The sequence below is a fragment of the Paenibacillus sp. J22P51 genome, assembly GCF_059692215.1.
Genome location: NZ_JCAUAZ010000001.1, coordinates 797,066 through 811,191, shown reverse-complemented (window position 1 = coordinate 811,191; position 14,126 = coordinate 797,066). Strand labels below are relative to the sequence as shown.

Here is a 14,126-nt window from a genome sequence, read left to right as displayed (position 1 = left end):
GCCTTTTCGCATTTTAACCACAACTTAATTCACCAATACCTCATCAAAGCTTGCCGTTTGCTTATACGTTCGGAAACCAATCTTCCCACTGGTGAACGTACTATCCGTCACAGAAACGAGCTGCGTACCATTCACATAGCCAGTCAGTGTACTACCCGTCATGGCAAGTTTGAGCGTGTATGCGGTGTTCGTATTCACCGTCAGGGGGACTTCTTGGAGCAGGGTAAAGTTTCCCCCTGATTTCTTGTACAGCTGAGCTGATCCAGCGGTAATCAATCGGAATAAGTAATAGTTGTTATCGTCCACATACCGGCCAATGATGCCGCTGGCATTGAAGGAGAGCGCGTCATACATTTTGAGCTTCGCTTGAAGGGTGTAATTGGTCCAGCTCGCGTTGCCAGTAACAGTGACGGCCTCGCCGGATGTCGAGGTCTGCTTTAAGACTTTGGTTCCGTCGGTGACAACGCTCCAGACCCCAGTCGAAGGGATCCAGGAAGAGGCCTCGCTGTCTTCGTACAAATCGCCGTAAGGTAAGCTCTGCACGACCGAAACATTATCAATACTTGCAGTTTGATTGTAGGCTCGGAAGCCAATTTTGCCTGCGGAGATCGTGCTATCGGTTGCAGATACCTTCAACACCCCGCCAACATAGCCGGATAATGAAGTACCATCCATGACGAGCTTTAACGTATAAGCCGTATTGGTGCTTACTGTCATTGAAGCTTCTTGGAGAAGTGTAAAGGTTCCGCCTGACTTCTTATACAGCTGTACTTTTCCGGCTGTAGCCAATCTCAATAAGTAATAATTGTTATTGTCCGCATATCGTCCGACAAGACCAGAAGCATTGTTGGCGATCGCGTCATACAGTTTCACTGTTGCCTCGTAACTATAATTGCTCCATGCTGAGGTATCACCAGCTAAGGAGAGCGCTTCACCCGAAGTAGCGGTTTGTTTATAAACCTTACTGCCATCTGTGACGACATTCCATGTGCCATTAACCGGTGCCCAACCTGTTGACGTGCCATCTTCGAAGGTATAACTAAATGGATTCACTGGATCTGGATTAGGTGGAGGTGCTGAATAGGTTTCGTTGGTTAGAACGTATTTATTTTGCTTCACGATCCACTTGGTCAAATAATCTCGACCAGCGAACTGGGCGACCCATTCTTCTCTTCCCGCATAGGTGTCTTCGGAAGTAGCTTCATAGGTGTGTCCATCGGTGTGACCCGTGCGATTCTGCATATCCAGCACCATTTGGGCATGATAGGGTTCCCAATAGCTGCCCTTCTGGCTGGCTAACGTATCGAACCCGAAAGCAGATGCGGCAGCATCCATATAGGCAAAATGCATACGCCGCTTCGTTCCCCAGTCATTCCCCTGTGGATAGTAGGCATTCGCGCTGCCATCGATATAAATCGTTCCGCCAGGCGCAGCGTAAGGTGGATTGGTGAAATTGAGATCTACCAGCGAATCATACACAATATCGGCATTAAAGAGCGCTGCCTCAGGTGTTGTTTGACCTGCCAGTGTGTATAAAAGAGGGGCGTTCAAGAGTTGGGTGATGGAATTCATATAATCGGGATGAATGATACTATGGTTCACAACAGTGCCATCTTCATTCGCATTGGAGCCATGTAACCAGTCAGCTACGGTTTGGCCATGAAGGACGCGTGTGCTTGTCGTATCTGATGGGCGAGAGTAAGCGGAGATCATCAGTTCGATGTTTTTGTTCATCCATAGGCTCCAATTGGGGTGATCGGGCATCATGGCGGTTGCAAGTTGGAGCAAGGAGGAGTTCCAGGCATTTTCTTCAGCTTTCGTATCGCCAGCTGAGATGATAGTTCCGGCTTCATTGCGATAATAAGGGACAGTGTAGCTGTTAAAACGATTTGCTTCATACTCGACCATTTTGCGGACATACTCGCGATCGGTCACGGAGAGGTCATCCCAGAGCAGGTAACCAGCAGTTCCAGCAAGATAAGCCCAAAAAGCCGTCTGCCAGCCATTGCCCCAACCTGAAGTCGTATTGATTCGATGTTGGTACGCTAACGAAGCTGTAAGCTTTGTTGCAAGCGTCATCGCATTCGTTTGCGTGACACCTGTTTCTGCTGCATCATACGCACCAGTTTTTAACGAAATCGCCAACGCTAAAGCTTCACTGGCTGGGGGCCTAATATTCGGCTCATCGACACCGCCGAAGGTGAGATAGCTGCCGGTTTGTGCGGCAAAGCCTTTGTTCGTCCACCATGTGCTAAGTGCGTACTTGTTCGTATTCAGTAGAATGTCCAATACCCGTAAGGAATTGGCGTCTGTCGGGTTGCCTGCTGTGAATGAACTCCAAGCAATAGGGACAACTGCTGTGCTAGACGCTTCCGCACGACCTGTGGGAAAGGCGCCTAGAACAAGCAGGGCAGAGAAGAGAAGCGGTAACCATTTTCGTAAGGAAAGCATTGTGAAGCCTCCTTTTTTTTATAGGTTAGCCTTTCAATCCTGAGTTTGCAAATCCCTCAACAAACCATTTTTGACATATAATCACAACGATAAGAAGTGGCACAAGACCAGATACGGAAGCAGCCATCGTAAGTACATAATTGGTTCCAAATTCTTCAACGTAGCTCGTTAATCCTAATGGAATTGTAAACAAGTGCTTCTCGCGAAGCATGATGAGCGGGGTTTCATATTCACTCCAATGCCATGTAAAGGAGAGAATCAATAGCGTAACGATCGCTGGCTTGATTAGCGGCAAACTGATTTGCCAGAACGTCCGCCAGTAGCCAGCTCCATCAACACGGCCTGCCTCCAAAAGCTCGTTTGGAAGACTGCTGAAAAACTGACGCATTAAGAAGGTACCGAATACGGTGAATAAGCCTGGTAAAATAATGGAGGCATGTGTATTGATCAGATGCAGCTGATCGAACAAGATGAAGCGGGGAAGAAGTAATACTTGGCCCGGAATCATCATCGTTGATAAATAGAGCAGAAACAGGAAGTTACGTCCTTTGAAACGGATTTTTGCGAAGGCGTAGCCAGCCATGGCACTTGTGAGCAGGTTACCAGCGACAGTGATTCCCGTAATTTTGATTGAATTCCAATAGAATAAATAGAACGGATCAGTACCGGACCATACTTTCTTATAATTCTCAAAATGCCATGTATTCGGGATCCAATCGATCGGATATTTGAACACCTCGCCATTAATCTTGAATGAAGTGGATATCATCCAAAGAAAAGGAAGTATCATGACGATAGAGATAGCCGCCATAATGAGTGAAATGAAAATCTTGAGCCATATACTTCCCACGCTTGCTCTGTCAATCGAAGTTTTTCGAGTTGTTTCAATAGGTATCCTAGTTTCCATGGGGTGTAAGCTCCTTTACAATTAGAAGTGCTGTTGCCAACGTTTTTGGCTCTGCCATTGAATGATCGTGACAACGAAGATGATGGCGAATAGCACCCACGAAACGGTAGCTGCATAGCCCATTTTGTAGAAACGAAAGGCAAGTAAATAGATGTGATAGGATAATACCATCGTTGAATCAATGGGTCCGCCCTGCGTCATAATATTAATCGGTCCGAAAATCTGGAAGGACCCGATAATGAGTGTAATGGCGACGAGAAAGGTTGTTGGCGTGAGCATAGGAACGGTGATTTGGAAAAACTGGCGAATTTTCGAAGCCCCATCTATCTCCGATGCCTCATATAAATCCTTCGAGATCCCTTGTAGACCAGCAAGGTAAATGACCATCGAATACCCAATTGTCACCCATACCTGCATGATAATTATAGCGAATAGAGCAGAATTAGGGCTGGATAACCAACCAGGCGGATGTGCAATGCCGATCGTCTTGAGAGCTTGGTTTATCGGTCCATCGGAGGCACGGTACATAATGCTCCAAATAACGGATACAGCAACAAGTGAAGAAGCATATGGGAGGAAAATAAGTGTTCGCAAAGTTTGTTTAAAGAATACATATTTATTAAGAACAATTGCAAACAGCAGTCCAATGATGATGGAAGCGGGCACACTGACAAGTGTGAAAATCATATTATTTTTCAGCGCTTTCACGAATTTCGGATCATTGCCCAGCGCTTTGAAATTATCTAAGCCGACCCATTCGATGCCTGCGAACCCTTTGAGATATTCCCAATCCACGAAGACGAGGTAGAGGCTGAATAAGATGGGAAGCAATATGAAGATAAAGTACCCAGAGAAGTTGGGCAAAATGAACAGGTAGCCTGCAAGGTTTTCCCTGAATTTCGCGTTATGCCAGAAATGTCGTTTCATTCGTAAGACACCCTTTCGAATTCATGTGTTAGGCTAACTTTACCAAGTACAGAAGCGAATTCACATAGCGTGAACGTGACCTTTTCTGTAGTTTGATTGAAAAAACCTCCAGCAAGAATCTGCCGGAGGTTTCGATGAAGCCCGTATGAATTTACTCTTACTTTTTGGCACCTTTAATCGTCGTATCGGCACGCGTTTTCATCGTTTCCAAAGCCTTGTCAATCGGTTGAGCACCAAGCAGGTATTTTTCCATCTCATCTTTAAAGATGGCGCGTAATTCCGTTGGTACTGGTACGTTGTAAGAAGTAGGGAATGTGTAATTGCCAGCTAAAAGTGCCTTCAAGGAAGCTTCATCGATCAGATCTTTCGCATCACCAATAAGGATTGAAGCGATCTTAGCAGGATCTGCTTTTTTGCTAGTTGGGATCCGGCCGCCTGGCACCATCGCCATATTACCTTCTTGCAAATACCAAGAGATGAATTTAAAAGCAGTTTCTTTGTTTTTACTGTTTTTATTAATGGACATATAGTCGCCCATACCGCCGCCTGGATTAATGTTGCTGCCTGCAGTGAATTGCGGATAAGGAGCGAATGCGACTTTGAAATCATGCGGGAAGCTCTTGATATCCTTGATATAACGGATGATGTAAATTTGGGAAGCCATCATAGCAGCTTTACCCGTCAGAAGCTCATTTTGCACAGTAATTTTACCGGCAACAGCTTCGGAATATTTCATCATAACGCCCTTGTCTTCCAAACTCTTCTGCATTTCCAAGCCTTTCTTCATAGCTGGGCTATTGAAGTTGGATGTGCCGTCTGCAGCGATTACCCAGTCTTGAGGTTTGGCCGTTTGCAGAACCGTATCACCAAACCAACCCAAAGCTGGATCTAGCATTGTACCCTTCATAGCCCCTTTGTTAAGTTTGGTGGCCATTGCACTGAAATCGTCCCATGTCCAAGCGGTTGGGAGCTTCTCGCCGGCTCCTTCTAAAGCTTTCATATTGAAAAGCACAGCGCCCAAGTTTTTATTTGCAGGGAGATAATAATATTTGCCGTCTGCGAATTTTTTGATATTCGAGGCTCCGATAATACCCTCAACGTCAAAGCCTGCTTTGGCAATCAGATCGTCCAAAGGTTCTGCCATGCCAGCAGCTTGTCGCTTCGTCATATACGCATCACCGTAGTTCATGTAGATGTCGGGTGCGTCTGTATTCGAGAGCAAGGCTGTTTCCAGCTTCAGGTTACCTGGATCGTCGTTCACATACCGCGTATATTCAACCTTAATGTTAGGGTTGGCTTTATTCCATGCGTCAACCGCGTCTTGCGGTCCACTTTCTGGTGGTACACCACCCCAGAATTTAAGTGTAACTGGTTTCTGTTCAGGTGTGGGTGCAGGTGTAGCCGCTGCTGCTGTTGCAGCAGGTGCGACGGACGCAGCTGCGGAAGGTGAAGCTTCTGGTGCTTTGGAGCAGCCTGTTACGAGAACGCTTACAGCAAGTGCGATTGATGCTCCCATGCCTAGTACTTTTTTCATTTGTTCATCCCCTTTTCTTTTGGTAATTAAATCGTAATGCAATTTATCCCAAAAAGACACGGAGTATTCTTTACGAAGTAAGCATTATTCTATGATGTTCGATGACCGAAGACGAGCTTGCGAAACTCGGTCGGATACATGCCTTCCATTTGCTTAAAGCTGCGGCTGAAATGATTGGGGTCGGCATACCCGATGAGCTCAGAAATTTCGAATATTTTATAATCAGGATTCTTGAGCAGCTCGCGTGCATTTTTCATCCGGACATTCGTCATATAATCGGTAATCGTTTTACCTGTTTCTTTTTTGAACAAGATACTCAAATAATTTTCTGTGTAGCCGACGGTGCTAGCTAGATCAGCTACTTTAAGAGGCAGATTATACTTCTCCATGATTTGACGAATTACCATTTGAATCTCAGGGCGAAACTTCTCTTTCCCATGCTCTCGCTTATACGCCAAGAAGACGGGAAGCCAGCCAATGAACCAGTTGGATAAAGCCTGTAAAGTTTCGGCATTACGAATGACATGGTACGGATACTGCTGTTCGTGCAGGGTGACAGAGTAAATGTCGCCGCCCTCGGCCTTCAAGCAACGCGCAAAAATATGGAGCAGACTGAGCCACTGCTCTCGCAAGATCGCAGGAGGCACATTCTTATGATGACAGATTTCCTCCGTCCACGTGAGAATCTTCTTTTGCAGACCGGCTTCGTCGCCTTCCTCAATGCGTTTAATCCATTCCTCTTCATTCCATGGCTCCGAGAGTGTAGGCGCTGATAAGTTTAATTGATCATAGTAAACGATACATGCCTCGCCATAATAAAACCGGTAGCTTAACGCATGCTCTGCTTTCTCATAGGCTTGATGTAAGGCCAACGTGTCCTCACAGGTGGGGGATACACCCACAGCGAGCGAAATTTTCAGGAAAGCTTGAACCGCGCTTTGCATTTCTAACATCATATTGGAGTTCAATTGGCCTGTGAGTACACAAAACTTTCCAGCTGCAATCTCAACTAGCTCCCCATTACCGTACTTTTTCAGAATCTCATTAAGGACATTTTTCACCGTATAGGTCAATAGACGATCGCTTTGGAAACGGTTATTCTGCGTTAATTCCTCATACGCTACGATTTGGATCACCGCAGCGGATAGGGGAGCAGGGAAGGGTTCTAATTGAAACTCCCGCCAAGCCTGCTCAATCTCCCTTCGTGAAACGTGGCTTAACAGGAGTTCGCGCAGCCGTTTTTCCTTTACCTCGTTGCTATATTGATTCACCTTCTGTTCTAGCTGAGTTCTCGCGTGCTGGCCTTGCCTCTCAATGTTGAGCTGATTCCTGATGGCACGCAGCTTCTCCATGAGCTCGGAGGGATTGATTTCTAATTTCGTGACGTATTCGATAGCCCCTAGCCGTAGTGCTTGTTGCACATAGTTGAAGTCGTGATGATTGGATAAAATGAGACATTTGATATTCGGCCAGCGTTCACGGATTTGTTTCAGTAAGGCTAATCCATCCATCTCCGGCATTCGAATATCCGTGAGTACGACGTCACAGACCTGCGATTCTAATATTTTCAGCGCTTCCAACCCATTGGCTGCTTCGCCTATGACTTGGAATTCCTCGTTATCTCTTGGAATGATCGTTTTTAAGCCAATGCGCACAAGGATTTCATCATCAACGATCAAAATTCTCAACATCTGTATTCCTCCTTTTCAAAGGCTGCACCAGTTGTAGTCGGACGCCTTCGCCCTCCACACTCGAGATTTGCATGCCATACTGCGTCCCGAAGTGAAGCTTGATGCGTTCGTTGACATTACGTATGCCTATACCGCTGAACTTGGCGTGAGGCTGATTCAAGGATGATTCAACCTGTTGAATCATCTCGACGCTCATGCCAACTCCGTTGTCTTGCATGACAATATGTAGCTTCCCATTGATTTCTTCAGCTTGAAGATCGATGAGAAGCGGGAACCGATTGCCATGAATAATACTGTTCTCGACGGCAGGCTGCAGCGTGAATTTTAACACTTCACAGTCGAGCAGAGCTTCTGGAATGTTAGAAGTAAATGTGATTTGATCATGATAGCGAATTTCCTGCAGGGAAAGGTAGACCTGTAAATATTCCAGTTCTTCTTGTAACGTGACGAATTCTTGTTCATTCCGCATAGTGAAATTAAGTAGCTTACCTAGCTTCGTAATCATTTCACTGATATGATCAGCCCCGGAGAGCAGCGCCATCCATTTGATGGAATTGAGTGTATTTAGCAGAAAATGTGGATTAATTTGCGCTTGCAGCGCTTGGAATTGTGCTTTCTGCTTGCGTCGCTGTTCGTCATATAAATCGGAGATGAGATCTTGCAGATGAAGCACCATGCGATTGAAGTAATTGCCAAGCATGGCAATCTCGTCTTCACCTTTTATCGTGACTAATGTATTAAATTCCCCTTTACCAACCTTCGTCATGGATTTCGCAAGTTGTTTGAAAGGACTCGTCACACGAAGCATGAGAACAATGAACGCAATGGCAAAAAGTAGGAACCAGGCGACAACCCAGGTGATCGATTTGTCTTTTTCCCGACTGAGCTGTGTGGCAAAATCCTTCTGATTCATGAATTGAACAAGCCGCCATCCGAGCTGTGGGACATAAGCATCATTTAAGAAATAGACTTGGTCATTGACTTTAACTTCCTTAATCCCATTCACATTGGTACGAACGTTCAGAAGTGCTTGGCTAGCCAATAGATCTGCACCAGCATGATCACCAACTAAGAGCTTCTGGTCTTGATCGACGAGAACAGAGGTGATGCCTGAAGCTTGCTGCTTGCGAAGCTCGGTGTTCGGATAGAAGAAGACTGTGATCGGCACGCTGATGAAAAAAACACCATAATTACTCGTGTATTCCCCATTTATTTGTCTCGTCATAACAATCAGATCTTGATTATTGTTCGGTGAGGGGAGTGAGTAGGGAACCGTCCAGTAGGGAAATCCATTGCGCCCCAGGGTAGGCTCGTACCAGCTTTCCTTATAGAACGATTGGACATTCGTTGGTGTGACGGCCGACCATGTCGTATGGGTATACCCTCTATTGTCAAATAATCCAAGCTGAGTCGTGCTGTCGAGCAGAAGATCCTTGACGTTGGACATTTTTTTTTGCAGGCTCGTGAGCTTAATGAAGGAGAGGTAGTTGTTAGACCAATCTGCAGGCTCTTTCAAAAATTTTTCCGTCTCCGGATCATTAATAATTAGACTTGAAGCCGTGATCATACGAACAGCCATATCGTTCATGGCAGTGGCTTTCTGGGACACGGCGGCTTGATTGGATTGGTTAAGCTGAATTTGCACAATATCTTCAGAAGATTTATAGAAGCGGTATAGGATGATAACAACTGGGAGAATGATTAGGAAAAATAAGGAGATCAGAATCTTGCCGCGTAATGTCTTTATTGGACTGCGCAGTATTCTCATAGAGGTCACACCATGCCCTCATCTACTAGGATTATGAATCTCTTCTATCATACAACGATGAATCTTATCCTGCTAGAGAGAGTGGGGGCAAGCTTACGATTTCAAAGAATATGCCGTATAAAACAAAGAATATGCATGGTTGTGATGGTGCGATTAAAGGGTACGAAATCAACTTCTGATTCATCTTTCCTGGCTAACGGACTGGAGTGACGTTAATCGCGGAAAAAGATGGAATTTTATAATCTAATGGACTCGACGGCCGTTAATGTACCTCAAATTGTTAAAACAAGATAGATTGAAGCCGAATAACGGCGCTGAAGTCCGTAATCTCGGAATTATCGCTCCAACTAGCAATTAACGGCATCTAGGTCCGTAAAAAGTCTATTTCAGGTTGGTTTCATTATCTGTGTAAGTTATTAGGTCAATCGTAGCAAAAAAAAGAACGGCGAGAATATCTCTCACCGCCTCATGAAAAACTTATTGATTGACTGCTTTCGGATCCATCCAGAACAGTTCCCACTGATGTCCGTCAATATCTTGGAAAGTACGTGTATACATGAAACCGTGATCCATCGGTTCATTGTAGACGCTCCCGCCAGCAGCAATAGCCTTATCAACGAGTGTGTCCACTTCTTCTCTGCTTGAGAAGCTTAAAGCGACGAGCACTTCAGTCGTTTTCGTTGCATCGGCAATTTCTTTCTTCGTAAAGGTTTGGAAAAACGGCTCGACCAATAGCATGGCGAAAATGTGTTCACTGATAATCATGCAGGTTGCATTCTCATTCGTAAACTGCGGATTGAAATCAAATCCAATAGCACGAAAGAAAGCGATGGACTTGTCCAAATCTTTTACAGGTAAATTCACAAAAATTTTATCCGCTTGAACCGCCATGAATGGATCACCTCATTGAGTTATTTGTACTACTCTATGATAATTGAAAGCAAATCTGGTAGTCAAATGTGAGTGGGTCCTACTTATCCTTCGTATGCTTGCTTAAGCGCGGCAATATCGATCTTTTGCATGCCCAGCATCGCATTCATGACACGGCTCGATTTCGCAGGATCCTTGGTGTAGAGCAATTCCCCCAACGTGGTGGGAATGATTTGCCACGACAAGCCAAATTTGTCCTGTACCCAACCGCAGCGTTGAGGTTCTCCGCCTTCAGATAGCTTTTCCCACAGGAAGTCGACCTCTTCCTGCGTCTCGCAATTTACGAACAAGGAGAGGGCTGGTGTGAATTTGAATAGTGGCCCGCCATTTAATACCATAAACCGCTGCCCGTTGAGCAGAAACGTACCAGAGATGACCTTACCTTCGGGGCCAGAGCGATTAACACTTTCAATCTTGGAATCGTTGAATATCGACGTGTAGAAGTTCATTGCCTCTTCGGCATTACCGTCGAACCACAGGAATGGATTGATTTTTTGCATGTCAGCAGCTCCTAATTTTTTATTATCATTGTATCACAAATGTTGATGAGTTCATTTCATGACCATATGTCTCGAGATCGATGTCCGCAATAAGCGTAGCATTCGCAAGGCATTATCCTCCAAACATCGGCGACGCCAACACTACAGCGCCAATAAAAACAACTTGCAGCGCAATCCGAACCGATAACCGTGGCACAGGGCTGCCGCCAATCGTCAAGTTATTGCGAGCGGCATAGACGTTCGCGGGGAACATTGCAAGCAGCATTAGGATTAAACCAATAGATGCAGCTAGTGACGTCGCTGGTATCAGTATCCCGATAGCACCAGCGATTTCCAAATATCCTGTCATCGATACGATCCACGCGGGTCGCGGGAAAATAGGAGGGACCATCCGAATCAGATCTGGGCGTCTTCGGCCCCAGTGAGCGGAGGCTGTGAGCACAAACATGACAGCAACGGCGCCTTGCAACGCGGATTGCCAATCATCGAAGAAGGTCCATCCAAGAAAACCAACTCCCCGAAACAAGAGTAAAGATGAAATAAGCGCAATAAAGGGTGCCATGCGAAGACCTCCTTGTGATTTTGTTTATTCGGATGGGACTTTCAAATCGTAGATGGGGTATACCATCGCTATCCTGATTATAGTCGCAAACAAGGAGGAAATCATCTTGAAATCGAAACTACAGGAATCACTCCCTCGCGCATGAACATCAACGTGTTTGGGATATTTTGTAATTGGGAAAGATATAATATAGTTTAGTTAGGTCTTATGTATTCAAAAAGTATGATGGAGAGTAATCGTATGAGGGTATTACTGGTTATCATCTGGGCGCTAATTCTAATTGTTTGTCTATGTAATTTCAATCTGGGACAGCTTGTACGGAATCATGTCATGTACTTCGATGTTGACCAAAATCCTGATTTCTCCGAGATGCTCAAACTTTTCGATATCAGAAGTATTCATTCTCATTGGGTGATCGTAAAAATAGGACATTTCCTAGGATTCGGCATGATGTATTTACTTCTATTTAATCTATTGCAGAACGTGAAGTCGTCGATTGTCTTGTCCATTTTGTTTGCAGGAGCAACAGAAGTTCTCCAATTGTATTTCCATCGGGATGGCAGGCTGTATGACATTGCAATTGATTCTGTTGGCGTATTATTTACGAGTTTTTTCAATTCGAGGGTTTATGGATATACCGATCATAGGAATGATAAAATGTCGCTCAAGTGAGTGGCATTTTTTTGTGCATGCACACATTCGATGGGGGCTCCGCAAGAAGTGCTTCGAACCATGCCTTGGCAAAAGTAGAGGGTTAACGGACATAGGAGACACTATTTGAATGAATTCAGCCTTTCTTGTTGGCTAATGGACACAGGAGTCCCTATTGAGCTGTTTGCACGCATTTATCAAGTAATCATGATCATTTAACGTCTCTCGCGTCCGTTAGGTCTACACAAGGAAATGGTTGGAGAATTAACATCTCTGGTGTCCGTTAGGTCAAAAAGGATAGCAAGAGTATGGCTGAAGCGGTGGCACCAGGTCCCATATGGACACCATTAATCGTTTCCAGCTATTCAGCTGATTATGTGAAAACCTTCGGATTAGAAACGCCTATGAAGCGAGCCGGTCAGCCGTTCGAACTGGCTCCAACCTATATTTATCTAGCCTCAGACGACTCCTCATTCGTTACTGGTCAAGTTCTGCATGTTAATGGAGGCATCATGACGGAGACCTAACAACGTGAAAATCGACTTGAAGAGTTGGCTAAAACCCTCATGATTTCATGGGGGTTCGGAGCGAACTATTTTTATGGAGGATTCCAGCCTGTTGGGATTCTTCTAGGTAAGCCATGTGCTGGCATCCCTTACAGTCAACTAAACGATTTTCATTATTTTTCCATCCTGTGTGCATAAGTACAACTCGCCAGCTGCGTCCGTTCCGAAGGAAGCAATATGCAAGCCGGATTCGAGTAAAGTTTTGTTTTTGACAGTTCCGTCACTAGATTGAGCCAATGCCCAAATGTTACCCGAACCATAATCCGCGTATACATACCAGCCTTGAAGCTCTGGCAGCTTTAAGCCCCTGTACACATAGCCTCCTGTTACGGAGACGCCTTGATCACGACCATAGGTAAACAGCGGCTGCTCTAAGCCAGTTTTATTGCAGCCTACCTTTGGTTCGTAGCATTCGAACCCTTCTTGAATACGCCAACCATAGTTTTTGCCTTTTTCCACGATATCAATTTCTTCGAATTTGTTTTGGCCAACATCTGCTGCCCAGATCTTTCCAGTAACGGTATCGAAACTGAATCGCCAAGGATTCCGCAGTCCATAGGCATAGATTTCCTTAGCCCCTTTGATGATAAAAGGATTGTCAGCGGGGATTGCATAGAGGAGCCCATTTGCTTGTTTGTCTACATCGATACGTAAAATTTTCCCTAGTAAAGACTGCAAGTTCTGGCTGTTATTCTGGGGATCGCCGCTGCTGCCGCCATCACCAGTTGCTATGTATAAATAGCCATCCGGCCCAAATGCTAATTGTCCACCATTGTGGTTGGGGTATGGCTGCTTAAAGGTAAGCAGCACCTGTTCACTCTTCGGATCCAGAAGCGCAGGGTTAGTGGAATCAGTGTCATAACGCGCGATTATCGTATGTGTTTCCGTTGTATAATTCACATAAGCCTGACTCGGATGCTTCGGGTGGAAGGCTAATCCAAGCAAACCTTGCTCATTTCCACTATCGTTGACACGACCGGTAATATCTAAGACGAGTGTCGGCTTTTCCTTCGGCTTATTGATATTCACGCTCATGATCCGACCGGGCTGCTCGACGATATACAACAGATCCGGTTTGCCAACGCGATGCTCTAGCCCTACGGGGCGCTCAAAGGTATGCGGTTCGAAAATATGACTTAGCGAAATGCCGTTCGTTGTTGTAGAGGAAGAAGGCTCTGTATCCTTCGACCAAAAGCAAGCTGTAAGGATAACCATCAATAATAGACTCATTGAAACAAGGCTATAACGCTTCATCAGTAACAACCTCCTTAACAAGCTTAACTTATAGGAATGTCTGGCAGCTATCATTCGAGATTTTTCGCCAGCAGTGCTATACTAGAAAGAAAAAAGGGAGCTTCTACATGAAAGATTCGCATAAAGCAGTATGGCTCAAGAGAAAGCAACTAGGTCGGTCCAAATATTTGATTATGTTCGGAATCGTTCCTTGGGGAATCGGAGCAGCGCTCCTAACGACCCTCTTTGAATGGATAGCATTCCAATCTATTAATTCTGTTTGGATTCCTATTCGACTGCTGGTTTTCGCGTTCGTCGGCTTTTTCGTTGCTAACGGACGTTGGATGACGATGGAAAACCGCTTTGACCCGCCTGCACCAAGACGACCGTAAGGTCGTTTTTTCTT

12 protein-coding genes and 1 pseudogene are annotated in these 14,126 nt (G+C 45.3%); 3 read left to right on the top strand and 10 right to left on the bottom strand.

Annotated features, from left to right (window positions below; genetic code table 11):
• Window positions 1-24: 24 nt before the first annotated feature.
• The 9 genes from AC58QC_RS03110 to AC58QC_RS03070 all read right to left on the bottom strand — a co-directional run bounded on the left by AC58QC_RS03110 (window position 25) and on the right by AC58QC_RS03070 (window position 11,270).
• The gene (locus tag AC58QC_RS03110; RefSeq protein ID WP_497413734.1) at window positions 25-2,451 is read right to left on the bottom strand and encodes a 3-keto-alpha-glucoside-1,2-lyase-like domain-containing protein; all 2,427 of its coding nucleotides are present in this window, start codon (window positions 2,449-2,451) and stop codon (window positions 25-27) included.
• A 25-nt stretch (window positions 2,452-2,476) separates the two neighbouring features.
• Window positions 2,477-3,358 carry a carbohydrate ABC transporter permease gene (locus tag AC58QC_RS03105; protein ID WP_497413733.1) on the bottom strand — a complete coding sequence of 294 codons (882 nt, stop codon included), beginning with the start codon at window positions 3,356-3,358 and terminating at the stop codon, window positions 2,477-2,479.
• 21 nt (window positions 3,359-3,379) lie between these two features.
• On the bottom strand, window positions 3,380-4,285 hold the full coding sequence (locus AC58QC_RS03100; RefSeq protein ID WP_497413732.1) for a carbohydrate ABC transporter permease: 906 nt from the start codon (window positions 4,283-4,285) through the stop codon (window positions 3,380-3,382).
• A 157-nt stretch (window positions 4,286-4,442) separates the two neighbouring features.
• Window positions 4,443-5,819: an ABC transporter substrate-binding protein gene (locus tag AC58QC_RS03095; protein ID WP_497413731.1), complete on the bottom strand. Its 1,377-nt coding sequence runs from the start codon at window positions 5,817-5,819 to the stop codon at window positions 4,443-4,445.
• Between the two features lie 89 nt (window positions 5,820-5,908).
• Window positions 5,909-7,510, bottom strand: a complete 1,602-nt coding sequence (locus tag AC58QC_RS03090; RefSeq protein WP_497413730.1) for a response regulator — start codon at window positions 7,508-7,510, stop codon at window positions 5,909-5,911.
• Window positions 7,488-9,278, bottom strand: a complete 1,791-nt coding sequence (locus AC58QC_RS03085; RefSeq protein WP_497413729.1) for a sensor histidine kinase — start codon at window positions 9,276-9,278, stop codon at window positions 7,488-7,490. The genes AC58QC_RS03090 and AC58QC_RS03085 overlap by 23 nt, the downstream gene beginning before the upstream one ends.
• A 477-nt stretch (window positions 9,279-9,755) precedes the next feature.
• Window positions 9,756-10,169 carry a VOC family protein gene (locus tag AC58QC_RS03080; RefSeq protein ID WP_497413728.1) on the bottom strand — a complete coding sequence of 138 codons (414 nt, stop codon included), beginning with the start codon at window positions 10,167-10,169 and terminating at the stop codon, window positions 9,756-9,758.
• An 83-nt stretch (window positions 10,170-10,252) separates the two neighbouring features.
• The gene (locus AC58QC_RS03075) at window positions 10,253-10,708 is read right to left on the bottom strand and encodes a VOC family protein (RefSeq protein WP_497413727.1); all 456 of its coding nucleotides are present in this window, start codon (window positions 10,706-10,708) and stop codon (window positions 10,253-10,255) included.
• 112 nt (window positions 10,709-10,820) lie between these two features.
• The gene (locus AC58QC_RS03070; protein WP_497413726.1) at window positions 10,821-11,270 is read right to left on the bottom strand and encodes a DoxX family protein; all 450 of its coding nucleotides are present in this window, start codon (window positions 11,268-11,270) and stop codon (window positions 10,821-10,823) included.
• A 240-nt stretch (window positions 11,271-11,510) separates the two neighbouring features.
• On the opposite strand from AC58QC_RS03070, the gene AC58QC_RS03065 reads away from it, so the two are divergent.
• On the top strand, window positions 11,511-11,942 hold the full coding sequence (locus AC58QC_RS03065; protein WP_497413725.1) for a VanZ family protein: 432 nt from the start codon (window positions 11,511-11,513) through the stop codon (window positions 11,940-11,942).
• 296 nt (window positions 11,943-12,238) lie between these two features.
• A pseudogene (locus tag AC58QC_RS03060) lies at window positions 12,239-12,448 on the top strand (SDR family oxidoreductase); the annotation flags it as partial.
• Window positions 12,449-12,586: 138 nt separating this feature from the next.
• On the opposite strand, the gene AC58QC_RS03055 reads toward AC58QC_RS03060, so the two are convergent.
• A complete protein-coding gene (locus tag AC58QC_RS03055; RefSeq protein WP_497413724.1) occupies window positions 12,587-13,741 on the bottom strand; it encodes a PQQ-dependent sugar dehydrogenase in 1,155 nt (384 codons plus the stop codon).
• Between the two features lie 107 nt (window positions 13,742-13,848).
• Between AC58QC_RS03055 and AC58QC_RS03050 the strand changes: the two genes are divergently transcribed.
• A complete protein-coding gene (locus tag AC58QC_RS03050; protein ID WP_497413723.1) occupies window positions 13,849-14,112 on the top strand; it encodes a hypothetical protein in 264 nt (87 codons plus the stop codon).
• Window positions 14,113-14,126: the final 14 nt, after the last annotated feature.